Origin of the sequence: Marvinbryantia formatexigens DSM 14469 (genome assembly GCF_025148285.1) — a bacterium.
In the GTDB taxonomy this organism is placed as follows: Bacteria; Bacillota; Clostridia; order Lachnospirales; family Lachnospiraceae; genus Marvinbryantia; species Marvinbryantia formatexigens.
The window spans coordinates 114,609-140,199 of the sequence record NZ_CP102268.1 but is presented as its reverse complement, the minus strand read 5'-3'; the positions used below and the strand labels follow the sequence as shown (position 1 = coordinate 140,199).

At 51.6% G+C, this 25,591-nt stretch carries 25 protein-coding genes; all 25 read left to right on the top strand.

Going from position 1 to position 25,591, the window contains the following annotated elements; genetic code table 11:
• The first annotated feature begins 57 nt into the window (after positions 1-57).
• On the top strand, positions 58-1,029 hold the full coding sequence (locus NQ534_RS00655; RefSeq protein WP_006860253.1) for a DUF5688 family protein: 972 nt from the start codon (positions 58-60) through the stop codon (positions 1,027-1,029).
• 78 nt (positions 1,030-1,107) lie between these two features.
• Positions 1,108-3,183 carry a C40 family peptidase gene (locus tag NQ534_RS00650; protein ID WP_006860254.1) on the top strand — a complete coding sequence of 692 codons (2,076 nt, stop codon included), beginning with the start codon at positions 1,108-1,110 and terminating at the stop codon, positions 3,181-3,183.
• A gap of 13 nt (positions 3,184-3,196) precedes the next feature.
• Positions 3,197-3,757, top strand: a complete 561-nt coding sequence (locus tag NQ534_RS00645; RefSeq protein ID WP_006860255.1) for a hypothetical protein — start codon at positions 3,197-3,199, stop codon at positions 3,755-3,757.
• Between the two features lie 8 nt (positions 3,758-3,765).
• Positions 3,766-4,950 carry a hypothetical protein gene (locus NQ534_RS00640; protein ID WP_006860256.1) on the top strand — a complete coding sequence of 395 codons (1,185 nt, stop codon included), beginning with the start codon at positions 3,766-3,768 and terminating at the stop codon, positions 4,948-4,950.
• Between the two features lie 11 nt (positions 4,951-4,961).
• Entirely contained in the window at positions 4,962-5,969 is a 1,008-nt protein-coding gene (locus NQ534_RS00635) for a hypothetical protein (RefSeq protein ID WP_006860257.1), read from the top strand.
• An 11-nt stretch (positions 5,970-5,980) separates the two neighbouring features.
• Entirely contained in the window at positions 5,981-6,412 is a 432-nt protein-coding gene (locus NQ534_RS00630) for a hypothetical protein (protein WP_006860258.1), read from the top strand.
• A gap of 445 nt (positions 6,413-6,857) precedes the next feature.
• Complete coding sequence (locus NQ534_RS00625; protein ID WP_143115783.1) at positions 6,858-7,268, top strand: plasmid mobilization protein; 411 nt, start codon at positions 6,858-6,860, stop codon at positions 7,266-7,268.
• Complete coding sequence (locus tag NQ534_RS00620; RefSeq protein ID WP_081455555.1) at positions 7,198-8,601, top strand: relaxase/mobilization nuclease domain-containing protein; 1,404 nt, start codon at positions 7,198-7,200, stop codon at positions 8,599-8,601. Before NQ534_RS00625 ends, NQ534_RS00620 begins: the two co-directional genes overlap by 71 nt.
• Entirely contained in the window at positions 8,598-9,563 is a 966-nt protein-coding gene (locus tag NQ534_RS00615; RefSeq protein ID WP_006860261.1) for a hypothetical protein, read from the top strand. Before NQ534_RS00620 ends, NQ534_RS00615 begins: the two co-directional genes overlap by 4 nt.
• The gene (locus NQ534_RS00610; protein ID WP_006860262.1) at positions 9,556-10,452 is read left to right on the top strand and encodes a MuF-C-terminal domain-containing protein; all 897 of its coding nucleotides are present in this window, start codon (positions 9,556-9,558) and stop codon (positions 10,450-10,452) included. Before NQ534_RS00615 ends, NQ534_RS00610 begins: the two co-directional genes overlap by 8 nt.
• 51 nt (positions 10,453-10,503) lie before the next feature.
• Positions 10,504-10,803: a hypothetical protein gene (locus NQ534_RS00605; RefSeq protein WP_040781528.1), complete on the top strand. Its 300-nt coding sequence runs from the start codon at positions 10,504-10,506 to the stop codon at positions 10,801-10,803.
• Positions 10,790-11,320, top strand: a complete 531-nt coding sequence (locus NQ534_RS00600) for a hypothetical protein (protein WP_006860264.1) — start codon at positions 10,790-10,792, stop codon at positions 11,318-11,320. The genes NQ534_RS00605 and NQ534_RS00600 overlap by 14 nt, the downstream gene beginning before the upstream one ends.
• A complete protein-coding gene (locus NQ534_RS00595; RefSeq protein WP_006860265.1) occupies positions 11,317-12,675 on the top strand; it encodes a hypothetical protein in 1,359 nt (452 codons plus the stop codon). Before NQ534_RS00600 ends, NQ534_RS00595 begins: the two co-directional genes overlap by 4 nt.
• Positions 12,668-14,710, top strand: coding sequence for a VirD4-like conjugal transfer protein, CD1115 family (locus NQ534_RS00590; protein WP_006860266.1), 2,043 nt, complete (start codon positions 12,668-12,670; stop codon positions 14,708-14,710). Before NQ534_RS00595 ends, NQ534_RS00590 begins: the two co-directional genes overlap by 8 nt.
• Positions 14,711-14,723: 13 nt before the next feature.
• On the top strand, positions 14,724-15,182 hold the full coding sequence (locus NQ534_RS00585) for a hypothetical protein (protein WP_006860267.1): 459 nt from the start codon (positions 14,724-14,726) through the stop codon (positions 15,180-15,182).
• Positions 15,183-15,223: 41 nt separating this feature from the next.
• A complete protein-coding gene (locus NQ534_RS00580) occupies positions 15,224-15,847 on the top strand; it encodes a hypothetical protein (protein ID WP_040781532.1) in 624 nt (207 codons plus the stop codon).
• A gap of 40 nt (positions 15,848-15,887) precedes the next feature.
• Positions 15,888-16,037 (top strand): hypothetical protein, encoded by a 150-nt coding sequence (locus NQ534_RS00575; protein ID WP_006860269.1) that lies wholly within the window; start codon positions 15,888-15,890, stop codon positions 16,035-16,037.
• Positions 16,013-16,999, top strand: a complete 987-nt coding sequence (locus tag NQ534_RS00570; RefSeq protein WP_050778258.1) for an ArdC family protein — start codon at positions 16,013-16,015, stop codon at positions 16,997-16,999. Before NQ534_RS00575 ends, NQ534_RS00570 begins: the two co-directional genes overlap by 25 nt.
• An 87-nt stretch (positions 17,000-17,086) precedes the next feature.
• Positions 17,087-17,590, top strand: a complete 504-nt coding sequence (locus tag NQ534_RS00565) for a hypothetical protein (protein ID WP_006860271.1) — start codon at positions 17,087-17,089, stop codon at positions 17,588-17,590.
• A complete protein-coding gene (locus tag NQ534_RS00560; protein ID WP_260042929.1) occupies positions 17,572-17,703 on the top strand; it encodes a hypothetical protein in 132 nt (43 codons plus the stop codon). Before NQ534_RS00565 ends, NQ534_RS00560 begins: the two co-directional genes overlap by 19 nt.
• 85 nt (positions 17,704-17,788) lie before the next feature.
• Positions 17,789-18,562, top strand: a complete 774-nt coding sequence (locus tag NQ534_RS00555; RefSeq protein WP_157200713.1) for a SipW-dependent-type signal peptide-containing protein — start codon at positions 17,789-17,791, stop codon at positions 18,560-18,562.
• A gap of 103 nt (positions 18,563-18,665) precedes the next feature.
• Entirely contained in the window at positions 18,666-19,883 is a 1,218-nt protein-coding gene (locus tag NQ534_RS00550; protein ID WP_006860273.1) for a hypothetical protein, read from the top strand.
• Positions 19,876-20,457, top strand: a complete 582-nt coding sequence (locus NQ534_RS00545) for a signal peptidase I (protein ID WP_006860274.1) — start codon at positions 19,876-19,878, stop codon at positions 20,455-20,457. The genes NQ534_RS00550 and NQ534_RS00545 overlap by 8 nt, the downstream gene beginning before the upstream one ends.
• Positions 20,438-21,076, top strand: coding sequence for a SipW-dependent-type signal peptide-containing protein (locus NQ534_RS00540; RefSeq protein WP_050778259.1), 639 nt, complete (start codon positions 20,438-20,440; stop codon positions 21,074-21,076). Before NQ534_RS00545 ends, NQ534_RS00540 begins: the two co-directional genes overlap by 20 nt.
• A gap of 1 nt (position 21,077) precedes the next feature.
• Positions 21,078-25,484 carry a SpaA isopeptide-forming pilin-related protein gene (locus tag NQ534_RS00535; RefSeq protein ID WP_040781535.1) on the top strand — a complete coding sequence of 1,469 codons (4,407 nt, stop codon included), beginning with the start codon at positions 21,078-21,080 and terminating at the stop codon, positions 25,482-25,484.
• Positions 25,485-25,591 lie beyond the last annotated feature (107 nt).

Here is a 25,591-nt window from a genome sequence, read left to right as displayed (position 1 = left end):
GAGGAAAAGGCTGGGCGGATATGCCGTCAGACTGATGAAGAAAAGGGGTGGAAATGCGTGAATTACGGGGAATTCATGGAGACTGTGGTGAAAAGCATACCGGATTATCTGCCGGAAGAATACCGGGATGCATCTGTATCCGTTTCACAGATGCAGAAGATAAACAGTCCGCTACAGGATGCCATTATTATCAGAAAACCGGATGACAATATTGCAGTAACAATATATCCGGAGAAATTTTACGAGGAATACCAGAGAGGTGTTTCACTGGAAGAAATCCTGAGGCAGATTGCAGACGCCGGGAAACAGGCGGATATCGGAGGAAACAGAAACAGACTGGAAGAAATGGTACGGGATATCCAGGAATTTGGCAGGATACAGGACGAGATTTTCGTATATGCGTGTAATTACGGATATAACAGGGACGGGCTGCAGGACAAGCCGCATACCGTGGCGGGAGATATCGCAGCATATTACCGGTTTACCAGAGGCGATTACGGTGTAACCATCACGGATAAGATGCTATCTGCTTATGGCATCACAAAAGAGGAGCTGCATGATATTGCAGTAAAGAATACGACCAGAACATTTCCGGGACCGTTGCCAATGGAAGAAATAATAGGCGGTATTCCGGGAATGGAGCTGTCACCAGGAGAAGCACCGGCAATGCTTGTCCTGACAAATGAAGAGGCGTGTAACGGAGCCGGGGCAATCTTCTGTCCACACGTCCTGGAGAATGCCGGAAGAAAAATGGGAGGGGATTTTTATATCATTCCGTCCTCGGTCCATGAGCTGCTTCTGGTTCCTGCCGGAATAGGGGATGCAGAAGACATGGACCAGATGGTCCGCGAAGTAAATGCCACCTGTGTGGAACCGGAAATCCAGCTTGCGGACCATGTATTCCTGTATGATACAGTCCGGAAAAAGGTTACTGTGCCAGGAGAAAAAACACTGCAGGAAAAAGAACCGGGAAAAATGAATGTAAAACAGGAAGACAGTTACCAGCCGCACAAAAGGACAGGGCGCTGAAACCAGTACAGACGGAAGCTGCAGGGAGGACTTTTCTGCAGCTTCCATATTATCCGGAAAGAAGGAGATGTAAGTGCAATGATAACGAAAAAGAAAGCGGCTGCATGGTGCTGTGTGCTGCTGGTATCTGCGCAGGCTTCCATGTCGGGAGCATCAGAGGCATCCGCTGTGCCGGAGATTTCCACGGAAATGGTAACAGAAGTACAGATGGAGACGGAAAAGAAGCAGGAGACAGAAAAGCAGACAGAAACGGAAAAAAAGACGGAGGCAGAAACGGAAGAACAGACAGAGGAACAGACCGGGACAGAAGCACCGACGGAGACGGAAGAGCAGCCGGAGACAGAAGAACAGCCGGAGACAGAAACGTCACCGGAAACAGAAGGGCAGCCGGATACAGGGACGCAGACCGGGACAGAAGGGCAGCCGGAAACGGGAACGCAGACCGGGACGGAAGAACAACCGGAGACAGAGGCGCAGACCGGAACAGAAGAGCAGCCGGAAACAGAGCCTGTGACGGAGAACGGAAGCGGGACGGAAACAGAAACGGAAGACAGCACAGAAACCGGGACAGAAACAGAGACAGAAGCCGCAGAAGAGGAATCTGACAGAGAGCCGGAGGCATGGCGCAGCTATGGGAGCTGGTACGGAGGGTATCCGGTATATCCGGCGGGATACTTCCATACGTTCCGGAAAGACTACCGCTTTACAAGAACAGAAAAGGTATACGGGCTGGTCCGGGGCGGTACAGGAGCAGAGGTTTACGAAGAAATGGATGAGCAGGCGGAGGTGGTCGGGAAGGTCCCGTACTTCGGTCTGGTATATATCCTGCAGGAGGAAGAAGACGGGTGGCTGTATATTGAAAGCGGTGATGTCAGGGGATTCCTGAAGAGCAGCCGTATATCCACGGGAAGCTATGCGGACAGCGTTGTCCGGGAAATCGGGGAAGAACATTTTGCCCTTGGGAGAATGCAGTGCGAGAAGGCGGACAACAGTGCCTATACCTATACGCATACAACAGTATACGAGGTGGTTGCGCAGAAGGAGTACGCACTTGCGCGTTATACAGGGGATATCTATGAATACCAGAACCTTACTTCACGGGCAGTCGGACATGCGGCGTCAGGATGTCTCCTGTATGTGCTGGAGAGCGACGCATGGGATACCGGATGGGTCTATGTGGAGAGTGGGGATGTAAGAGGCTTTGTCCCGGAGAGCGGGCTTATTTCCGGAAATATCGCAGCGGATGTGATTTCTGCAGACGGGGAGGATTCGCTGAAGACCGCAGAGGTATACATAGAGCCGGAAGAGAACCGGAGCTGTTATTACTCATTGAAAAGCGTGCAGGCTGCAGCATCTTCTGAACCGGGAGAGCAGATTGCAGAGTATGCTCTGGGGTACGTTGGCAGGCTGCCATATATCTGGGGCGGTACAAGCCTGACGGACGGTGCGGACTGTTCCGGATTCACGCAGTCTGTATATGCGGCATTCGGGATAGCAATACCGCGGCTTGCCGAGGAACAGGGAGCATACGGCTATGAGGTGGGCAGCCTGGAGGAAGCGCGTCCGGGCAATATCATATACCGGGCGTCCGGTCCTCATGTAGGCATATATCTTGGAAACGGCATGGTAGTGGAATGTAACGGGGACAGCTCCAATACAGCCGGGAATCCGGGACCGGGTCCAACGGTCAGTCCTGTCACATACCAGCCGGTCACTTCCATACGGCGGTACCTGCCGGAAACGGTACTGTATACCGCCGGAAACGGAGGCAGCCGGACGGATGGCACAGCTTACACACAGGCGCAGATGGAGCTTATCTGGGCGGTCGTGGCGCAGGAAGATAACGGCAGCTATGAGGGTGCACTGGCAGTGATAAGCTCTGCCATGAACCGCACGGAATCTCCGGTATGGGCGTCGCGCGGCAGCAATGCACTGGCGCAGCTTACCGCACCGGGACAGTACTGTTACAGCGTGGACAGTTACTGGAAGCCACGCCTGGGCGGAAATGTCCCTGACTATGTAAAACAGGCTGTAGCGGACTGCCTGCAGGGCGGTATACGGAACCATCCCTATACCTGTTTCCGCAGTACACGGGGCAGCCAGACCGGACCGGATGCGGTACAGATTGGCGGAAACTGGTTTTTCGGAAATTAACAGGAGGAACGGCATGAAGGACAGTGAAAGGAAGAAAAAAATCCGTCTGTATGCCTGCGGGACCGTGCTTGTCGTGGCAGTGTCTGTCCTGCTCCCCTATGCAATCAGCAGCGGCTTTTCGATACTGAGAGGACATATCGCGGACATGGGAGCAGAGCAGACAGAAACCGGAATGGAAACAGAAACGCAGGGCATGGAAACAGCGCGCATCCAGGCGGAAAAAAATAAGGAAAGTCCTGCGGGGACAACGGATACAGACACAGATGAAATCCGGTATACAGAGGCGGAGGAAGGGCTGCAGCGGAAATTCATAACAGAAGACCATATGGAGAGATTTGAAAATACAGCCAGAAGTTATGTCAGAGGCATATACGGGGAGGAGTGCCGGATTAAGGAAATAACATTCCTCACTGTGACATCCACGGAAGGACAGCTTGTATCCCGGATGCAGGTATGCATCGCAGACGGGGATAACGAATTCCGGGAATACCTGGAAGGAACCTATAACCAGGAATTCGGATTTTATGGATTTTATCCGGCGGATATGACGGAGCAGGGACAGGAAAAGGAGTAAAGGAAATCATGGATAACGGAATGAGGTTTAAAAAGAAAAAACGGACAACACTGTACGCAGGAATTGTGACTGCTGTGGTGCTTATTGCAGCCCTTGCAGGGCTGCGGTACCTGCAGGCAGAGAAGGACGCTGCACAGAACAGGGAAACGGAAACGCAGCAGACGGAACATACCATACTGATGTACAAGACCAGTGACGGGGTGGTTGAATTTGATGCGGCGTGGATGAAAACGGACAGCGATACGGAAACAGTTCTCAGCGTGGAGGAAAATACACTTGTAACCATGCTGGTCACGCCGGAGGACGGGAAACTGCTGGAGAGTGTGGACGTAGTGGATTACCAGTTCAACAAAATTGATTCTTTCCTGCGCGATGCAGAGAACGGCGCCACCAGAGTGAATTTTGTGATGCCGGATATGGATATTATCATGAATTTCAATTTCCGGAATGAGGAAACAGAAAGCGAAGCAGAAACAGAGCGTGAAACAGGAACAGAACCGGAAACAGAAACGGAAGGAATGCCGTATGGACTGGCACTGCACGGTCTGACGCCGGATATCATCACTTCCTATAACGGGCAGTTTGACGACCGGTATTTTCTCCAGCAGCTGGGCGATGCACTGCACATGGATTCCGCGCGTTCTGATTACCGGGATGTGACAGATGTGACAATCAGCCAGGAGCCGTATGAGGGGGAGCAGGAAGCAGACAAGATATACCACTATATTTATTTTAATAATGATGCGGAAAGAAAAATCTTGTCCACGTATTACATGAAGGATAATGCCTATGTGTTTACCGAACCGGAAGAGCCGGAGACAGAAACGGAGACGCAGGCTGCAGCAGCGGGAAGCACAGCGACAGAAAACACACAGACTTCCGGAACGCCATCCTATGGTGGCACTACAGCCGGGAACACGCAGACAACGGAGACGACCTCGTTTGATGTCCTGCAGGTATCTACTGTATTCCTGGCATTTACCGGGGATGAAAGCGGTGAACGGTTTTACCAGGAGCTGTTTAATTATGTCCTTGAAAAAAAGGCGGGTGGAAATATCGTCGGGACATTCGGGACGTACAGCATCAGTCCGGAAGATGAAAAGGCTGAATTCATGGTCACGCTGAATGTGGGCGGGACAATACAGGGAAGCTTTGACAAGAAAAAGAATGTATTTGAATTTTCCGGCTTATAAGGAGACAGAACATGAACGATATAAAAAATGAAAATCCGGTAACAGAAAAGCCGGAGGAAGGAAAGAAGGAAACAGACCTGGCAGAACAGAACGGAATCCGGAGGTCAAATCCGGTTGCCACAGCATTTGTCCTGCTCCTGCTGTGTGCAGCCCTGGTGACAGCGGGCTGGCTTATTTTTTCATTCCTGCAGAGCCGTACAGAGCAGCCCGCACAGGAGGAAAGCCGGAAAACGGTAGCTGTTACCGGGGTAAGCTCCGGGAACGGGATGCTCCAGAGACTTACCGAAAACACACCGCTCACGGAAGAGGCGACGGAAACACCCGGAAGCGAAACAGAGGAAAATCAGGAAGAGCTTTTTTTCGGGTCATCCCTGCCGTCGGTGGCTTCCGGTCAGCTTACGGTGGAAGGACTGGATGCCGCAGATAAAGAAAAGACGGGGTTCCGTGAATCGGATTTTGTGAAAGCCGCATCGGAGTTCCTTGAAAACAACGGGATAGAGGCAGACCGGATTACATTCCGGGAAGAGATTACCTGCTCATCAGATGCATCCGCATATGAGGCGCTGATTGACGGACGGGAGGATAAAATCCTGTCTGTTTTATTTTATCCTGATTTTCCGGGAAGATATATTTTCATTCTCCAGGACGCGCGGACTGTAACAGTACCGGTCCAGACGCAGCAGACAGAAAGGACGCAGACAGTGCAGGATATCCCGGCGCAGACAGAAGCGCCGCAGCGTGAGACAGAAGAAACGGAAACGCCTTACGATGCAACAGAGCTGTCCGTCACGGGAATGACGGGTACCCTGCAGAATTATCTGGAAAATTATTACGAGCTGCAGTACCGCCTGTATGAATATCTTTACCGGAACGGCTACCGTGACATGAAGAGCGTGAACGTGGAGGATTATGAAATTGATGCGGATACAAGGACGGCAGTCATTTATCTGAAACTGCCGGACGGAAGCATTATCACATGCAGTTACCGGAGGGATGAAAATTCGTACAGCTTTCAATAGAGGGGAGAGGAATGGAAAGGAGAACAGAAATTATTTTTGCAGCCGGGAAATACGGGGCAGCCGCATCGGAACCGGAGCTGCCGGAGGCACTTGCCATGCTGCAGGTGCTCCTGCTTCTGGACAGACACCAGAGGATTCAGAAATCCCACTGCGTGAAAGCTGCCGCTGTTATCTGCAGCGGAAAACAGTACAGACGTCTGGAGGCGGCAGCGGAGCGCGGGAAAAAATTTGTCCGGATTTTTCCGGCGGGAGGAGAACGGTACGCCGTTATTTTTTCCGGGGACGCCATTTTTCTGCTGTATGCAGTGGGTATCCGTGAAATCCGGGACATGTCATTCCGGCAGGCAGTCTGCTACGTGAAGAAATGGAGCGGGCAGATAAAAAAACGCGGAAACCGGACAGCAACGGAAAGAGGCAGCGGCAAAAAAAGCAGTAAAAAATGATGATTTTTACACAGAAAAAATGACGGCAAAAAGGCGGCATTCCAGACGGCAGAATGCCGTCATTGCTGTCAGAATGCTGGCATTGCTGGCAAAATGCTGTCTTTGCTGGCATTCTGCCGTCATTCTGCCGCCAAACCGCCGTCATTTAGTATTTTGCCGTCTTTCTGACGGCATTTACAGGGGTAAAAGGGGATTTTCCCCTTAACTGCCAGCAAACTGCTGGCACAAGATGCGAATGTATTACATTTGCGTATCTTGCAATATCTCCTGCGGAGATATGTCTATTGCCGCCCAAAAGGCGGCAAAAATGAGTACAAAATGCCGGCAAGACGGCAAATTGCCGTCAGAATGCTGGCAAAAAGACGGCACAAGACGGCAAAAAGGCGGCAGGAAAAAAGCACCCGAAAAAGGGACATCGAAAAAATCACGGGAGGAAATACGGCTTATGAAAATGCGGACGGTTACAAAAACGTTCCGCTGCACACCCGGAGAAGCGGAGGAGCTTGCAGCCGGGGCAGGAAAATTCCGTGTATCCGAATCAGAGTATATACGGGGCAGGGTCTTTAAAAAAGCGCAGCCGCGGTTGCCGCCGGAAATTGTCGGGCTTCTGGAAGAAATGAATTATCTGAACCTGAAAATCGGGACCAACATCAACCAGACCATGCGTTACTGCAACACGAAAAAATATATCACGAAAAATGATTACCAGAAACTGGCAGTGGAACTCCGGAAGCTGGATGAACAGTATGAAAGAATTTACAGGCTGCTGGAGGAGGCGGTAAAAAATGGCGGTCACGAAACTGCTGAGGATGAAACAGGCAGCGGGAAACAACAAAGCAGCCCACCTGAAGTATAATATCCATTACATCTGCAATCCGGAGAAAACGGAAGGCGGTCTGTATATCAGCAGCAATGCCGGATTTTCACCGGAAACGATTTTTTGCACAATGATGCGGAACAAGGAATTCTGGAATAAACCGGACGGGTCACAGGGATTCCATTACATGCTGAGTTTTGCACCGGATTCCGGAGTGGATGAAAAACTGGCGCTGCAGATAGCAGAAGAATTCTGCCAGGAATTACTGCAGGGAAGATTTTATTACGTGTGTGCTGTCCACAATGACAGACCGCACATGCATGTCCACATTACTTTTGATTCTGTTTCAAAGGAAGACGGGTATAAATTCCATTCCCCGAAAGGAGACTGGGAAAGACGCATCCAGCCGATTACAGACCGGCTGAGCAGGAAGTACGGTCTGCCGGAGCTTGTCTATGATGCGGAACGAAAAGGCGTGCATTACGGGGAATGGGAGAAGCGGAGTGCAGGGAAGAAGGAAGACATAGAATGGAAAACAGCGTATGAGTGGGATGACATCATAAGGGATGATATTGATGAAGCGGTTGCACATTCACACAGCATGGAAGATTTCTTCCGGTACCTGCGGGAGCAGAAATATGTTATCCGTGACGGGACATATCTGTCGCTTCGCCCATACGGAAAGCCGCAGGCGCGCAGGACATCACGGCTAGGATCGGGCTATGGAAAAGAGGAAATTGCGAAGAGGATTGCCGACAATGCTGTCACGCCGCAGATAGAAAACCGCTACCGGACATACGGGGACTGGTCCGCCATGCAGGCAGTGATTTACGCAAAGATAAAAATAACGCCGGGCTGGAGGATGAGTCCTTTTCAGCGCCAGTTTTACCGGCGCTGGAACAATACTGTGTTCCTGCGCAGACCCGGAGCTGCGCAGCCGTGGAAATATAAAAAAGAGCTTCTGGAAATCGGGAAGCTGTCGGATGCCATCCGGTACATGACGGACCACGATATCGGCTCGCTGCAGGATTTGCAGCAATGTATGGATAATCTGGAAGCGGAACGGGATGCCGCCGGACGGAAGCTGCAGGCAGAGCGCACGAAGTTATACAGGAGCAGCTCTGCAGGAACAGAGGAAAAAACAGCCATGCAGGAACAGGTCAAAAAATACAGCGGGCTTTTACGGCAGGTGAAAAAAGAAATAAATCTGGCGGAGTATATTTCACGGAAGTTTTACGAAATGGAGACCGAAGAGAAGGAGCATTTCCAGGATACGGATATCCGGCTGGACAGAAATATCAGACAGGAAAAACATCCTGAGGAAAAAAGAAGGAGGCGGGAAGCATCAGAAAGACAGACACCACAAAAGTGATATGGGATGAGGCAGACGGCAGCGCGGAGGAAAAATACGAAAAGTGTCTGGGGCTGTACCGGTATCTGCAGGAAGACGGATACGCACATAAGCGGGAACAGCTCTATCTTATGGTACACCAGGGAATGTCCGGAAAATTTGTGAAGACATTTTTTAAGGACGACAGCAATATATCCTCCACGGACCTGGACATGATGCGCTGCATGGCTCTGCTCATGGGTGAGGATTTTGTACTGGAGAATTTTTACAGGAAAGAATTTACACCTGCAGAAGCAAAACAGATTTTCGGGGAGCGCATGGCGGAGGAAGCTGCAGGAAAGCTTCCGGAACTCCGGGAGCTTATACGCGAGCGTGAGCATCTGCAGGAAACATTCGACCTGCAGATGAAATTTCTGAAAAAAGAACGGGAAGAAACTGGAAAACATTACCAGGAGCTGCTTGAACGGGAACAGGAAAACAGGCGGCTTGAACAGGAGCTGCTCCGTGCAAGGATGGAACAGGAGAACGCTGCCCTTGCCAGCGAGAAGGAACAGGTACAGTCAGAAAACATGCGCCTGAATGAGAGCCTGCAGCAGATACAGGAAGAACGCAGGCAGCTCCTGCAGATGTGCAGCGAACTGAAGCGGCAGCTTAGGGAGAGCAGGTGCGGGCAGGACAACATGCCGCCGGAAAGACGCTACGGTATCCTGCAGCAGTGGCTGCGCGCGAACCAGTGCCGCAGGGAGAAAAAACAGAAAAACGATTTTGTAAAGCAGGTCATTTCAAACCCGGCATTCAGCAAAGAGCAGCTGGAGGTTATCCTGCGGATGGTACAGGAAGGAATGCCGCTGGAGAGGCTGGAGCAGATATGTGTCCCGGAGCTGGCAGCAGAAAATATGAGCCTGCTGGCTGAATATTTCAGACGCTACGGGGACGATGAAGAATATATGAATAAAGGAACGGAGGAAAAAAACAATGGATGATGCATCCAGAAAAATGCTGGAGGATTACATAAAAGCTTTCCAGTCACTGAATGATTTTTATAAGAAAAGCAGCCAGGCGTTCCAGGCAATGCTGGAGCTGTCCCCGGAAATGAAAAGGCGCTATGAGCTGATGGTACAGCAGGAGAAATTTGCAGAACAGGTGGATGAGGTAATTGACGGAAAAAGAAGCCAGTATAATGCGCTGAAGGTATGTGATACCCCGCCGATTCTGCTTGAGACAGGTATGTCACAATTACCGATGTTATTTACACAGAAGCATCTGGCAGACTGCATACATCCTAAGAAGGATGGAGCAGACAGTTATCATGAAATCAGTATTGAACAGATAAAAAACATGCCAGTCCTGATTGCGGAGCCAGTCATGATTTACGATTCACTCAGCAGGAATGACAGTGTTGTTGTTGTAACTTCAGAGACGGACAAAGAACATCTGCCGGTTATTATCAGTATCAGACCGGATGGACAGGGAACATACGAAATGCAGAGAGTAGCATCAAATTTTATAACCAGTATATACGGACGGACAAATTTTGAAGCCCATCTGCAACGCGTAATAAGCCAGGATAAACTGCTGTTCTGCAGCAAACAAAAAAGCCGGGAACTGTTCAGGGTGTCAGGGGTACAATTCCCCGGATGCCTGGACGGTATCGGCTTTGACATTATTATACGTCAGAGCCGGAATATTGTCAACAGCCACATTCCGGAAGAGCGGGAAGAAACAGCCGCGAAAACAGCCGCAGAGCAGGAGCAGATACACTTACAGGAAGTGCAGAAAGAGTCTTCTGCACAGGAAGCGGAAGCCGTCCGGCAGAAAGAACAGCAGGCGGAGAAAACAGAAAAAGAACAGCAGAGGAATCTGAAGCGATAGGGGACAGAAAACGTGCCATAAATGACACGCGCCGGGAAGGGAGGTGACGGGATGAGCACTCAGCAGGAAAAGCTGACAGCGCAGATTGAAAAAGCAAAGGAAAACCTGCGCAGGCTGCAGACAAGGGAGGCGGAGCTGAAAAGGCGTGAAAAGGAACAGAAAAAGAGGGCGGCAGACAGATGGTACCAGGAAATCCGGCGCACTCTGGACAGTGCGATGAGAGAGGTTTACGGTACAGACTACTGGGAACGGATACCGGCAGCGGATGCAGCAGCGCTGATGTCCGCTGCAATAAAAAACGGAAGGGGTGAAGAAGAGCTTGAAGATAGAGGCGGACATGAGGATTATTGATGATAAGACGCTGTTTGCGGTCGGGGATGTCATACTGGATGAGCTGTTTGTCATCCACCAGGTGAAGGTCCTGAAGATGGATGATAAATATGATGTTTTCCTGCCGCGGAAAGCAGGACAGAACGGATGGCAGAATGTTATAGGTATCCGGGACAGGAACCTGCTGGAGGATATCAAACAGAAGGTGAAGGAGGCGGTCATGGAATCGGCGCAGCTTGCATACCTGCCGGAGGATACCGTAAAGGCTGAAGTGACACTGCATAAACAGGGAAATATCCGCGGATATGCGAAGCTGGAAATTGACGGCGCTGTCGAAATAAACGGCATCCAGATAAGGGAGAAGGAAGGTCGGCTGTATACGGTGTATCCATATACACTGCAGGGAGACAATATCCAGTCCCTTATAAGTCTGCGGAGCCCGTTTGTCCGGGAAGCAATGCAGCAGCGTATCCTGGACGCCTACCGGGAAAAGGCGGCGGAGAGCAGGACAGCAGAACAGAGGAGGATGACAACATGAGTGAAGTGGGGGATGCCGTACAGGTCATTGTAGTTTCCGGGCAGGCGGGCTATCTGCTGGGGAAAGTGACAGTCCAGACGGCTGCATTCGTGCTGAAGCTGCTGAATACAGCTTATCTTGCAAAGTGGCACGGGCGGGTATCCCTGCGAAGAATGCGGCAGATTAAAGGGGAAGACTATGTTTTTATCAATGCCGGAACAGAGAGCAGGATACTGCTGAAAGCAGTTGAAAAAGAAATGAAGGCACATGGCATTTTATATGCGCGGCTGCCAGACCTGTGCGGTGGGGATAACCGGACACAGTATGTTATCCCGGCGTCAGATGCGGCGAAAATGAAGGCATTTTTACTGGACCATGCGAACGGAAAGTATAAAGACATCAGTGTGGGTCCAATCAGTCCGGCTGATTATGCAAAAAGCGGTATAACCAGAAACGGTCTGCCGACAGAAGAAATGGAAAATCTGCTCCAGTCAGTCCCGCGCGCCGGACAGAAGGAACCGTCCCGTCTGGAGGACCGGCAGCGTTTTCTGCCGGAGACAGCATACAATGTCCGTAAACATGATATTGACACAGAACAGAAGGGAAAAGCTTACTGGATACAGGGCAAGCCCATGAGACAGCATGACAGATGGGGCATGTACCGGATGCCGGATGGAATCCATGCAGTTATCATACCAAGAGAAGACATGCTTGAAGGATATACTTTAAAAGGCGCGGGAAAAGTAATGCCGCCACAGGCTGCGGTGTGTCCCGGCAAAACCTATCTGACTTTAAATTTAAAGGACGGACGGCAGGAAAGGACCAGCGGAAGCAGCGTGATTACTGAACTGGAAAAAGAAGATATCCGGAAAGAAAATGAAAGGCTGCGGGCGGGAAACAATATCCGGACGGAAAAAGACGTTGTATATGCGCCGGTACAGAAACAGAACGGGGAAAAAGCAGGGCAGGAATATACCAGAATAACCATCAATGAAAAGATGTTTGAAAAAATGACAGGAAAAGGCGTATACACGACCAGGATACCCTACCGGCAGGACCTGGTCAGTATCCCGAAATCAGACTGCCGGATGTATACGTTCCGGAACGGAACGAAAATCCTGTCCGCATATATTTACCATGATGCAGATTACCGGATACAGGGCAGGGACGGGGAAATACGCACCGTAAAAGGAAGCACGCTCAGAGGATATTATGACAACCGGACAAAAAGAAACCGCGCGCCGGAGAAAAACGGTGCAAAAACCACGGCAGGGAAGGAGAGGAAAAAGGCTGGAAACCGTGTGCCGGAGGCGGGACACACACAGGAACAGAAAACAAAAATGCCGCCGAAGGGAATGAAAAAAACATATGCCTGAGACACGGAAACCGGACCACAGGATGTTCGTCATCCTGTTTTTTGTAGCGGTCTATATCGGTTACTGTATCGGGACACTGTCCGGAACGGAGGTCACGCTGGAAAATGTAAGGGACCTGCTCGTGCAGGCACTGCGCAGTCCGCTGCCTGTCCGTATCACGGAACTGACGGGCAAAAGCGTTGCAGTATGCCTGCTTGTGTGGGGCGTCGGCTATATCTATTACCTGGCATCTGTCGGGAACTATATGCCAGGAAAAGAATATGGTACCTCCAGGTTTATTCCTGCTTCCGGAATCAGCGCCAGAATGATGGACAGGAAGCATCCGCAGAACAATAAAATCCTGTCGGAGCATCTGCGGATAAGTACAGCGGCGCGGAATTTCAACAACAACTGCCTTGTAATCGGAGGCTCCGGCGCAGGAAAATCTTTTTACGTTGTCAAGCCGAATATCCTGCAGTGCAATGCCTCTCTTGTCGTTACAGACCCGAAAGGGGAGTGCCTGAGGGACTGCGGAGGATATCTGGAAGCACAGGGTTACCGGATAAGGGTACTTAACCTGATAGATTTTGCAAAATCAGACCATTTTAATCCGTTTGAGTATATACGGTCAGACAATGACATTATCCGTCTGATTACGAATTTTATCGCAAACACAACGCCGAAGCAGTCCATGCAGAGCGACCCGATGTGGGAGAGGGCAGAAGGGCTTCTGCTCCAGGCGCTGATGTATTACGAATGGTATGAGGGACCAAAGCAGGGGCGCAAGCCGAGTATACGGGGCGTCATGGACCTGAAAAACAAGGCTAAGGTAAATGATGACGGGAGCCCGTCTGAAACAGATATCCTTCTTCGCGCGCTGCCGGAAGAGCATCCGGCAAGGATTGCATATGAAAATGTGATGGCAGGTGCGGGAGATACAATCCGCAGCGTCCTGATTTCGCTTAACGCGCGTATGGCGCTGCTCAACAATCCGGAGATACTGCGGATACTGGACAGCGATGACATGGACATTGCAGCGCTGGGGGAGGGAGTTTATGAGAATCCGGCAAGGAAGACAGCCATTTTCTGCGTGATACCGGACAATGATAAATCCTATAACTTCCTTGTCGGGATGTTCTATACGCTCATGTTCCAGGAACTGGAGCGCATTGCGGACCATAAGTACCACGGGACACTGCCGGTACCGGTCGCCTTCTGGATGGAAGAATTTGCAAACGTCGCCCTGCCGGAGGATTTCTGTACCGTATTATCGACCATGCGCAGCCGGAACATGTCGGCGAACATCATTGTCCAGAACATTGCGCAGCTTAAAGTGCTGTTTAAGGACGCCTGGGAAAATGTCACGGGTAACTGTGACACGATGGTGTATCTTGGCGGCAATGAGCAGGGGTCCCACAAATATGTTTCGGAATCGATGGGAAAACGGACAATCGGCAAACGGGCGACCGGGGAAACGCGCGGTGAGCACGGGAACAGCAGCCGTAACTATGATGTCCTTGGGCGTGAGCTGCTGGACGCTGCAGAGGTGCGGAAGCTGGATGAAAAGAAATGTATCGTCATGATTAAGGGACGCGACCCTGTCCTGGATGAAAAATACCGTACCTGGGAGAAAAAGGAGTACCTGGAGGCATCTTCCCTGGGGGAATATGTCCATCACAGGACAGAGGAGCTGTACAGGGAAGGACAGCGGCAGTTTTATCTGGAAGGGACAGGGAAAAATGCAATGGAAAATTCGCTGGCTTACCAGATAGAGGAGAGCCACGGCATATTTGAAGAATCGGCTGTTTATGCGCTCATGTCTGACGGGAAGGACGGAAAATACATACCGGACATGCCGTGCAGCTACTACTACAATTTTAAGGAGGTATACCCGGTGTTTTCTGTGGAAGCGGATGAACGGGTGCGCTCCGGGAACAATACCCTGATGAAACACAGCATCACCGGATATTATGAGGACGACAGATTTGTTGCGGCGGAGCCGGAGCTGCTGGCGGCAGTCTTTACAAAGGAAAACAGGATAGCAGGTGCAGCATGAAAGGAGGAGAGGAATGAAAGATATGGAATACCTTGATGAGAAAGACCTGGAATACTGGAAGAAAAAAGAACAGGAGGGGGAGGCGGTGATTATCTATCTGAATCCGGAGAGGCTGCTGTCCCTGGATATCCGGGAACTGCTCCCGGAAAGAAACAGGAATCCACCGGACGGGGCAGAGGTATATGAATGGCTTAGGGAAAATAAGCTGGTTGACGGGCAGCACGATAAAAAGGCAGACAGCATCCGGAAAGAAAACGAGTGCCTGAGGAGGCAGGAGAAAGGGGAGGATGTGGGAGAAATCCTGGCAGACTGGCTGAAACGGACGGACCTGGATGAGGAACGTATCGCTGTTGTGGAGGAAGCAATCCGGCAGGGAGTAGAGAAAGAGCTGCTCCTGTTCATGATACGGGAAGACCTGGAGACAGCGCAGGTAAAGGATATCATCAGTGCGTTAGGGCTATTTGACGACTGAAACATGGAAACGTGTCACGGATGACACGGAAAGGAGGAGATATGATTCTTGAGCTGAAGCAGACCGGAAGGGGATTCTGCACTGCGGGTTTTGCCATAAAACGGCTGACGGAGGAGACGGGGACTGTTTCGCTTTCCGGGAAACCCTGGTCTATGGAGGCATATATCAGCGGGATATACCGCGGCATGGAATTTGAAATGCTTCCGGACAGGCACAGTGCTGCCGGTAAAAAGAGATTCCGTCCTTACCGGATAAGGCAGGACGGCAGGGAAACGGGCAGCGTGTACCAGACAATCCATAAGGACAGCATGTGCAAGAGCTCTGGGTATCACCGGATGGAAAAAGACGGCATGATATACAGCATGTATCCGGTCGGATTCGGTATCGAAGGAAGCAGATGCCCGGTCTACTGCGGCGACCGGCAGACCGCACAGGCAGAAAAAGATGGGACTGTCCATAATGACATGCATTACTACCGGATACTTGCCACTGATGAAAATGCGGCATTCACGACAGTGCTTTTCTGTATGTATATGTATGTGAATGCCTGTTATAAACCAGGAAAAAGGGCGGCTCTGTCGGAAGTGAAAACAGTATCCGTGACGACGGACAGGTTCTTAAAAGAGAAATATAATCCGGATTTCAGGGAACGTATCACAGACTGATACGGTGGTCCGGACCGGGATGGAAGGAGGATGATGACAGATGAAGCTGCTGAAAACAGACAGCCAGGAAACGGACAGGAAAATACTTATGGAAAGGTTTGGTATTACGGAGGAGCCGGGGACGGTATCTGAAGAAGACCTGACAGGAAAGGAGGGGATTATCATATGCCGGGCGCCTTTGACATCGTAATGGAACAGCGCCGGGCGCTGGTGGAAAAAATCACCGCAATGATGAGGCAGGGGAAATTTTTCAACAACGCGGCTGAGTGGGACCGGGAAAGGCTGCGTCCACATAATCCGCTGTCCCGTGCGGTATACCGGGGTGGAAACCGTCTCCGGCTGATGTGGGCGGTGCTGGAAAAAGGGTATACAGACCCGCGGTGGGCAACGCTGAGACAGTACCGGGAAAAAGGATATTACCCGAAAAAGGGAGAACATGGCATCTTATGTGAGAAGTGGATTTTTACAAAAGAAGTCATAAGGACAGACGAAAACGGCAGGAAAATCAGGGAAACGGAGGAGCTGGAGCATCCGGCTGTTGCCTACTTCACAGTATTTAACGCCGGACAGATACAGGGATTTCCCCAGTACAGGGCACCGGAGAGAGCGCAGGAGACGCAGGTCACGGCGCTGATGGATGATTTCATGGCGGCGAGTGAATGCCGGATACGCGAGCTTGCACAGGAACGTGCCTTTTATTCACCGGCGCGGGATGAGATTGTCCTTCCACTCAGGGAATTTTTTAAAGATGATACCAGTTTTGCAAAAACTGTCCTGCATGAAATGGCGCACAGTACCGGTCATCCCACGCGTCTGGACCGGAACCTGTCGGGCGGATACGGTTCCCCGGAATATGCGCGCGAGGAGCTGCGTGCGGAAATCAGTGCACTGTTTATGGGGGCAGACCTGGGACTGCCCCTTACCGGGGAGCATTATGAGGACCATTCCGATTATCTGCTTTCCTGGACCGGCGTCCTGCAGGAAGATTACAATGAGCTCTTCCGCGCATGTGCGGATGCCGAGAAGATTGCGGCGCGCCTGGAAGGAAATTATGAGCGGAGCCGCGGCTGCTCCCTGATGCCGGTCATGGAAGAAGTCCCGCCCGCGGAAAAAAGAACGAGGCATATGGAAAAAGCATCATGCAGCTTATAAGGCTGCTTTTTTCATGCCAAAGACGGACGGAAGAAACACCAGGACTTCCGTTCCGTGTCACAAATGACACCAGAAGGAGGATGAATCATGAAAAAGAAATCTGTTCTGGCAGCGGCTGCGCTGCTGCTCACACTGACATGTGCCGGTATCGGCTACACATCTGCCTATCTGATATCGGATGATGCGGAAAATAACGTATTCGACGTATCAGAAATTGATATTGATATTCCGGAGATATTTATCCCGCCCGAAGAGACGGAACCGGGAACCGTAATCACTAAAAAGCCCTGTATCCGGAACAACAGTGACACAGACTGTTATGTCCGCGCGGGCATCGAGTTTACAGACGGCGGTGATGAAATCTGCCAGCCGCTGCAGATTAATGACGGCTGGGTCCGGAAAGATGACGGTTATTATTACTGGACGGGGAAATTATCACCAGGCGGGCAGACAGGCTACCTGTTTGACAGCGTGACTATACGCAGCGATATCAGCGCAGAGGACATTGTGCCGTTTGATGTGCTTGTGTATGCGGAGGCAGTGCAGGCAGGGGACCTTACGCAGGAAGAAGCATGGGCAGATATGAAGTAATCCGGGAACCCTGCAGTTACCGGCAGCGGAGGGAGGTGAAGGAAATGGGGAATCATCTGCATTACTATCATGCGCGGGATGAAACAGGATACCGGCAGAACCAGCGTCATTAATAAACCAGAACAATCCAGAAAACAAAAAACCAAAATAACCGGAACAGGAAAATTCCGGAACACAGAAAAAGAAAGGGATACGATTATGAAAAACACAAAAATGAAAAAATATCTTGCAGTTATGGCGGCAGTACTCTGCACAGGAGGCGTTATCGCGGGAGGAACCCTTGCATACATGACAGAATATGATGAGGTGACAAACGTGTTCACCATCGGCGACCTTGACATCGGTCTGGAAGAGCCGGAGTGGAATCCAGACGACGGTGACGGGGAAAACACCTATCCGGGTTATACCGTATACAAGAACCCGACCGTCAAAAATATCACGACGGATGCCAACGGTGAGGAGCCGTGCTATGTGCGTGTAATCGTGGAGGTGCAGGACAAAAACGGCAGAGCGGTCACGGATACGGAAGCGCTGAAGCTGATTGAACAGACCATCCGGTACGATAAGAACTTTACCGGTACATATGATAAGAACGGGGAATCCTTCGGTCTGACAGAAGGACGGATTCCGGGATATTCCCTGAGCGATATGAACAGCTACCCGATGGTCAACCCGGATTTTGTGAAGGATGCAAACCGTTCCACAGCTAACAGATGGGTATTTAACTATGTTGCAGGGGACGGAATCCTGAAAATCGGCGAGGAGGCGACCCTGTTTACGACAATCTGCATACCGACAGAATGGAACCAGACACAGATGCAGACCATCGGCGGAGGCATCGGAGGCATGTACCAGCTTAAAATCAGCGCGGAAGCAATCCAGGCGAACGGATTTGAGAGCCAGGCGGCTGCATACCAGGCGTTGGATTCGGAGATTGCAGGTGGCACACTCCAGCAGATTGAAAGAAAATAAACAGCCCTGATACCACAATCCTGCCGGAAGGTTATCCGGCTTCCGGCGGGATTCCAGAGGACGGACCGGCAGAAAATGCCGGTCCTCCGGAAAGGAGAGTTGCATGAAGAAAAAGAAAAAACTTCCGGTGATACTGGTCCTGCTGTCTGTCTTCTGCCTGCTTGCTGCATCCATTACCGCGTATGCATCGTGGGCGGTCACCGGCAGTACCAATAACTTTATCGGGATGGCATCCTTTAAAAATGAAATCACGGAGCAGTACAGCCAGCCGGGAAGTGTGGACCCGTCCCAGGAAGTCACCAAAATCGTAAACGTAAAAAATACAGGAAATGTGGCAAGCTTTGTCCGGGTGCAGATTGAAAAACAGATTGGGGACCTGGATGGAAATGGCGTATTCGTGAAAGATGAGAGCCTCGACCCGGAAAAAATACTCATCACCTTCAATAATACAATGTGGGCAGACGGGCATGACGGATATTTTTACTACCGGGAAGCCCTGGAAGCGGGAGAGACTACAAAAGAGCCGCTGATGGAATCCTTTGTGCTGTCGGCGGATGCGGGCAATGCCTATAAGGGCAAACAGGGGCACATCATTGTAAGGATGGAATCTGTGCAGGCGGAAGGCGGAGCGGATATCTGGAACATATCAGACCGGAAAATCATCAGCTCCTATAAAGGGACGTCTGTATCGGAGGCGACATCTGTGACATTCCTCGGAAAAGATAAGGGATTTGACATTGAAAAATCGCAGACAGACCTGTTTGCATCCTTCAAGAATCTGACACCGGGCTGCTCACGCACACAGGAGATTATCATCCGGAATACATCCGGAGAAGAGGTGGAAATCACGCTCCATGCGGAGCCGGTGGACCAGGAAAAGATGTCTGCAGAACAGCTTGCACTGGTGGAGCAGCTTATCAATAAATATGCTGTCATCAGAATCACGCAGGACGGAAAGGTACTGTATGAAGGACCGGTATCCGGTACTGCGGAAGGCAACAACATGCGCAGGGCAGCAAGTCTTGGCAGCTTCCGTTCCGGAGCTTCTGAAAAGCTGGTGGTAAAGCTGGAGCTGTCCCCGGAAATGGACAACCAGTACATGGACCTGCTCGGAAAAATCCGCTGGGTATTTACCGCAAAAGGAGAGGATGCAGCCACGCCTGTGTCCACAGATACGCCGTCAGGCGGGACGACCGGTATCATCCCGGTAAAGACAGGTGACCCTGGAATGGCGGTATTTTATGCGGCGCTGCTGTCTGCCAGTGCCCTGTTTCTTGCCGCTGCAGCAGCCGCTAAAATGAAGGAGAGGAAAAATGGCTAAGAGGATTGTGAACATACTCCTTGCAGTGTATGTCCTGCTTCTTCTGGCAGTTGCCGGACCTGGGCTTGCCGGTTTCCATATCTATACTGTAACAAGCGGGAGCATGGAACCGGCAATCCCTGTGGCATCAGCAATCTACGTGAAAGAGGTACCGTTTGAGAATATCCATACCGGGGACATCATCACCTACATGATAAACGGGGATACAGCGGCAACACACCGCGTTGCAGAGGTGCATACCGCAGATGAAGCCTTTATCACAAAGGGGGATGCAAACGATACGGCGGATGCAAAGCCGGTATCCTATACAAATGTCTGCGGGAAGGTCATGTTCCATATCCCGTATCTCGGATACGGGATAGCACTCCTGCAGACCGGAGGAGGCTGGCTGCTGCTGGTCAGCCTGGGGCTGCTGCTGTTTATCCTGGATTTCCTTTTCTCCGGCGGCTGCCGGGAAAAGGAAGAACAGGGGAAGAAGGAAGAAACAGGAGGGGCTGCGGGAGAGACCGCAGTGACAGAAGGAAACAGAAAAGAAGGGAAGGAAGGTGACATCTGTGAAGAACACACACAGTAAACTGATTATGGCTGCAGCCGCCATACTGGCGCTGGCAGCAGCCGGGACGGGCGCGTCGGTTGCCTGGATGACAGACGCGCACCAGGCTGATAATATCATCACGGTCGGGGACGTCAGTATCGACCTGACAGAGGATGAATGGAACCCGGAAGAAGGAAAAGACCTGATACCGAAGGCAGTAATCCCGAAAAACCCGGAGGTGACAAATACCGGCAGTCTGGACGCATGGGTGTTCCTGCGCGTCAGCATCCCGGTGAGGAACATATCTGTCGTGAATCCGGACACGCAGCGGAAGCTTCCGGCGGCAGATACAGAGCTGTTTTCGTTTGAGCCGGATGGAAACTGGGAGCTGGTATCAGAAGTGGTATCTGCAGATACGGCAGAATATGTCTATGGCTATAAGACGACTGTTGCACCCGGAGAATCCACAACAGAGCTTTTCCGGGAGGTGAAGCTTGTGAATTACCTGGAGGGAGAGCTGGATACGGAGGAGAAATTCGTGATTCCGGTGGAAGCTGTCGCAATCCAGTGGAATGCGGAGCGGGCGGATGCAGGTCTGGAAAAAATCTACGGGGAATACCTGAAACAGGAAGAAACAAACGAAAAGGAGGGTATCTGATATGCGTGGAAACAGAATCTACAGAAGGCTCATGGCAGGAATGCTGGCAGGCGTGATGATGCTGTCCTGCGTCCCGGCGGATGCCACGGACGGGACTGCCATAACAGGGACGGAAGAGAGCAGCACACAGTACGATGCGGCACCGGCAGGGGAAATCATGCTGCAGGAAGAGACGCAGGCTGCAGATGCAGGAAGCGTGCCGGAAACGGAAAACGTCGGCAGCCAGGAAACAGCCCCACCGGTACAGGAGACGGAAACCACCGGAACGGTGGGAGAAGAAGAGCAGACAGGAAATACTGGCACCACAGAGTACATCCCGTCTGAAGACGGGAACGGGGACGCCTGGAATACCGGCAGTGATGCAGGAAAAACGGAAATGACAGGGGACAGCCTGTGGGATGATGTGTATGTGCCGGAGGAACAGCCGGAAGAAAACACGGATAATACAGAAACGGACGCGGAGGAGACCGTGCAGGTACTTACTGCAGAAAGCGGAAAGCTGGAAGTGACAGTGATTGCCCCGGATGGCAGCCCGTTTGCGGCAGGTACCTGGCTGGAGCTGCAGGCATATGAGGACATCCTGACGGTTTATGAGGACCCGGACCTGTCCTATGCAGAGTACGAGGAAGCCCTGAAAGACATGTGGAAGGATGAAATCGCTGCAGAATATGTCCGGACACATGAAGGGGAGTGGACAGAGGAAGCACTGGCAGAGCTGCGCGCGCAGGCGGTGCAGAGCATCCGGAACTTTGTCCCGTTTTACTTTGCGGTAAAGAACGCTGACGGGACGGATGCCGCGCTGCCGGAGGGTACGCAGGTAGTCTGCAGTGTCCGTGACGAGGAATTTTACCAGGCAGCTCTTGAAGAAAATAACCTGTATAATGCGGGCGTACTGAAGGAGGACGGGATAAAGGCGCTGGAGGATACATCCGTCACCCTGAACGGTGACACGCACCTGACAGTTTTTGCTGTAAAGACAGAAGGAAACGGTATCTACACGCTTGTACAGACGGACAGCAGATGGAGCCCCGGAGCAGGGAATGCAGAGACAGAAAAAGAGACAGACAGCAGCGCGGACCCGGAAACGGAAGCAGAAACAGAAGCCGGAACGGATACAGAAGTGGAGACAGAAACGGAGACGGAAACAGAGACGGAGACCGGGCTGCTGGAATGCATCTGCGGAATGGAAGAGGAGGACGCCCTGCGCCATGCATGGGACTGCCCGGTATTTGCTGACGCGTTCCAGGAAGAATGTGACTGCGGATGCTACGGGCTGCCGCTTCCGGAGCACGAATTTTACTGCAGCGCGGTTGAAATGGCATTTAACGCAGCGTGTGACTGCGGGGCAGGAGAAGTTCCGGCAGTTGCGCACAGAGAGGACTGTGAGGTCCTGCAGCGCCTCTGGGAAGCACTGTGTGACTGCCAGGGAGAAGCAGATGATTTTGATTCCCACGCGGAGGACTGCCCGTACCTGGAGTACCTCATGGCATCTGCAGAGTACATGTCTGAACAGACCATGACACTTGCCTATACCCTGTCCGGCACAAAGCTGACAGCGGCATCCGGCTGGACAACCATCAGCAAATCGACGGTGCTTGACAGCTCCTACCTGCCGCTTAATTTCTACAGCGGGGTTTCCAGTGCATCGGTAATCGGGCAGAGGACATACTGGAGACGTAATGATGTGAGCAACGGGAATGCTTTTTACTGGTTCCCGGTATCGTCCGACACGTCCAAATCTGTGCGCGGGGAGCATGGCTGCCTGTACAGCAAGGTCATTTTTGATAACGGGCAGTGGTATGACATGCGCGTTACGGACTGGTACTGGACGACAGAACAGCAGTATAAGGATAAAAAGGTATCCATCCTGCCGTTTGCCGGGTTTTATACAAACAAAATCCAGTTCATGTTCTGGCGTGGCGGCGATTTCTTTCTGAAGTGCCAGTTCATGGCGACCGGAACCTCCACGCCGGTGAAGAAAAAGGTGAGGATTGGTCTTTATGACATTGATGGTTCGCAGAGAGTGTATTTTGGAGCGCTTGACGGCAGCATAGACCACCGTTACTGTTATTCGGATACCATCGTGCATGTCGAGAATAAAAGGGTAAACGGGGTAACGCTGCAGAAGCTGGCAGCGGAAGACGCCAAAACGGAAGATGACGATACGGCAGGATATGCGGTATATGACATCAATGCATCCGGATTTTATTTCGGTATGAACCACGATGACAATGAAACCGTGAACGCAGCCACCGTGACGGGCAGCTCGCTGTACGGCTCAGACGGGGCGCTGATGAACGGGGAAGTAATCGGCGTATATTCTGTTGCAGGTATACGGTCAGGCACCCCATCCCCGACAGAAGTACCGGCACCGGAAAAATATGTATCCACGGACGGAAATACCTGGGGGACCTCCAATACGCTGCCATCCGTTACCGGACAGTACTGGTACCGGATACAGCAGAGGGTACCTGCAGAGCTGTCAGCCAATTATTACAGCTCCTTCAGCATAAAAGATACCCTGCCTGCAGGCGTGGATTATGTCAGCAGCGCAAAGGTAATCTGCATGGAAACCGGGGCAGATGTATCGAATAAATTTACCATTACCACATCCGGGGATGTGATTACTGCGACAGCCACTGCATCCGCGATGGCAAGCGCCAGCTTCTACGAGCTGACATACCGGCTGGAATTCAAAGTGCAGATGGACCCGACGGAAATCCAGCCGTCCTACAGCGGGACAACGGCAGTATATACGGTCCGGAATACAGCGAGCCGTACAGTAAAGCATAAGAGCGACGCCGGCAGCAATACGGCAAATACAAACACGGTAACGACAACGGCATCTGCCGGACGCACAGAGCCTGCAGTGCCGGTAAAGAGACTGGACGCGAACATGTCCCTGACAACGAAAAGACTTGCTTCCCTAAATGAGGAAATCGTGTTCAGTGTCTTCCAGACGACGCCCGCGAATACGGCAGCAACCGCCCCGTCCCAGATAAAAATGACGGATGTACTGGATAACGCGCTGGGGTACCAGTCGGTGACAGTATACTCCAGAAAAGCAGGGGCAGCCACATATATGGAAGACAAAAGCTGGACGGCAGCCGTATCCGGACAGACCGTGACGGCATCGCGTGCGTGGAGCCTGACAGAGGCTTACGACCTGCGTTTTGACATCCGCTGCAGAATCCGGGAAGGATACGACCTCAGCGGTTACCTGGCGCAGCTTGACGGAGAAAACTGGTATAAGATAGACAATACGGCAAAAGTGACGTTTTCCTGGGCATCAGGAAGCCCGTCAAGTGTGGACAAAACAACAAATGTGGTCAGTGTGTATGCGAAACCGCAGGAGACAGATATATATGTGATAAAAACCAATGAAGTTACAGGTGAGAATATCAGCAATGCGGAATTCCATGTGTATGAATGGAACGGGGACAGTTACAGTATCGACAGGGGCGTGATGGCATATAATCATTTTACAGGAAGATATGTTATGACAGGTCTTGATAAGACAGCCGCCAACGGCGGCAGATATAAAATTGTGGAGACAGGGACGCCCTACGGGCATACCGGTTCCTGGAGCAGGGAATTTACCGTCGGGGAAGACCTGGAGCTTACCTTCCGCGTCACGAACCCGATGAGTACAGGCACTTTCACTGTTACGAAAACCAGCGAAAAAGGGGAATTTCTTGCAGGAGCTGTCATTGAAATCCGCGCAAAGGAGGATATCACCTCCCCGCAGGGGCAGGTGCTTGCAGCCGCCGGAACCCTGGTGGATACGGTGACGACCGGGGCGGATGGAAAAGCTGTTTCAAAACAGCTATATCCGGGAACTTATCTGCTGACGGAAATTACAGCGCCGGAGGGCTATGCACTGAATACAGAGCCGCAGGAAGCGGTAATCGTGTATAAGGACGCAGATACCCCGGTTACGAATACGGATGTCACCTTTACCAACCCGCGTCTGTACAGCACGCTGCGTCTGACGAAAGAGATAGATGCAGAAGATATCGTATGGGCGCACGGAAACCCGACTTTTACCTTCCGGGTAGATGGAACGGACCTGCTTGGCGAAAGACACACGTACTATGAGACGGTGGAATTCACGGAGGGAATGGAAACTGGCGGCGGAAAAATCCGTCTGACGGCAGATTTCCGTGTCCTGGCGGGCAGTTATGTGGCATCGGAGACGGATGTTATACGGTACCGGCTGGAGAATATCTACGAGGTATCCAATGGAACCGTGTCCGGCAGCACAGTGGAATTTGACCTTGGCGGAAAGCGGGATGGAACGGATACAGAAGGACCTTCCGGAAGCGCGACATTCTACAATGTCAAGACGACAGACGAGGGGCTCAGCCACACGGCATTTGTAAGAAATACCATTGTACCTGCAGAATAAACAGGTATATGCAGGAAAGGAACCGGGCAGATTTTCCGGACGGCAGAAATGCTGTCCGGGCGGGCTGTCCCGGAGAAAACAGAAAAAGTCCGGCAGAGCCGGAGCAT

Bases quoted from the DNA above. Each gene is read 5' to 3' on its own strand.
- NQ534_RS00650 (WP_006860254.1), top strand. From the start codon at position 1,108: ATGATAACGAAAAAGAAAGCGGCTGCATGGTGCTGTGTGCTGCTGGTA.
- NQ534_RS00645 (WP_006860255.1), top strand. From the start codon at position 3,197: ATGAAGGACAGTGAAAGGAAGAAAAAAATCCGTCTGTATGCCTGCGGG.
- NQ534_RS00640 (WP_006860256.1), top strand. From the start codon at position 3,766: ATGGATAACGGAATGAGGTTTAAAAAGAAAAAACGGACAACACTGTAC.
- NQ534_RS00635 (WP_006860257.1), top strand. From the start codon at position 4,962: ATGAACGATATAAAAAATGAAAATCCGGTAACAGAAAAGCCGGAGGAA.
- NQ534_RS00630 (WP_006860258.1), top strand. From the start codon at position 5,981: ATGGAAAGGAGAACAGAAATTATTTTTGCAGCCGGGAAATACGGGGCA.
- NQ534_RS00625 (WP_143115783.1), top strand. From the start codon at position 6,858: ATGAAAATGCGGACGGTTACAAAAACGTTCCGCTGCACACCCGGAGAA.
- NQ534_RS00620 (WP_081455555.1), top strand. From the start codon at position 7,198: ATGGCGGTCACGAAACTGCTGAGGATGAAACAGGCAGCGGGAAACAAC.
- NQ534_RS00610 (WP_006860262.1), top strand. From the start codon at position 9,556: ATGGATGATGCATCCAGAAAAATGCTGGAGGATTACATAAAAGCTTTC.
- NQ534_RS00605 (WP_040781528.1), top strand. From the start codon at position 10,504: ATGAGCACTCAGCAGGAAAAGCTGACAGCGCAGATTGAAAAAGCAAAG.
- NQ534_RS00600 (WP_006860264.1), top strand. From the start codon at position 10,790: ATGAGGATTATTGATGATAAGACGCTGTTTGCGGTCGGGGATGTCATA.
- NQ534_RS00595 (WP_006860265.1), top strand. From the start codon at position 11,317: ATGAGTGAAGTGGGGGATGCCGTACAGGTCATTGTAGTTTCCGGGCAG.
- NQ534_RS00590 (WP_006860266.1), top strand. From the start codon at position 12,668: ATGCCTGAGACACGGAAACCGGACCACAGGATGTTCGTCATCCTGTTT.
- NQ534_RS00585 (WP_006860267.1), top strand. From the start codon at position 14,724: ATGAAAGATATGGAATACCTTGATGAGAAAGACCTGGAATACTGGAAG.
- NQ534_RS00580 (WP_040781532.1), top strand. From the start codon at position 15,224: ATGATTCTTGAGCTGAAGCAGACCGGAAGGGGATTCTGCACTGCGGGT.
- NQ534_RS00575 (WP_006860269.1), top strand. From the start codon at position 15,888: ATGAAGCTGCTGAAAACAGACAGCCAGGAAACGGACAGGAAAATACTT.
- NQ534_RS00570 (WP_050778258.1), top strand. From the start codon at position 16,013: ATGCCGGGCGCCTTTGACATCGTAATGGAACAGCGCCGGGCGCTGGTG.
- NQ534_RS00565 (WP_006860271.1), top strand. From the start codon at position 17,087: ATGAAAAAGAAATCTGTTCTGGCAGCGGCTGCGCTGCTGCTCACACTG.
- NQ534_RS00560 (WP_260042929.1), top strand. From the start codon at position 17,572: ATGGGCAGATATGAAGTAATCCGGGAACCCTGCAGTTACCGGCAGCGG.
- NQ534_RS00555 (WP_157200713.1), top strand. From the start codon at position 17,789: ATGAAAAACACAAAAATGAAAAAATATCTTGCAGTTATGGCGGCAGTA.
- NQ534_RS00550 (WP_006860273.1), top strand. From the start codon at position 18,666: ATGAAGAAAAAGAAAAAACTTCCGGTGATACTGGTCCTGCTGTCTGTC.
- NQ534_RS00545 (WP_006860274.1), top strand. From the start codon at position 19,876: ATGGCTAAGAGGATTGTGAACATACTCCTTGCAGTGTATGTCCTGCTT.
- NQ534_RS00535 (WP_040781535.1), top strand. From the start codon at position 21,078: ATGCGTGGAAACAGAATCTACAGAAGGCTCATGGCAGGAATGCTGGCA.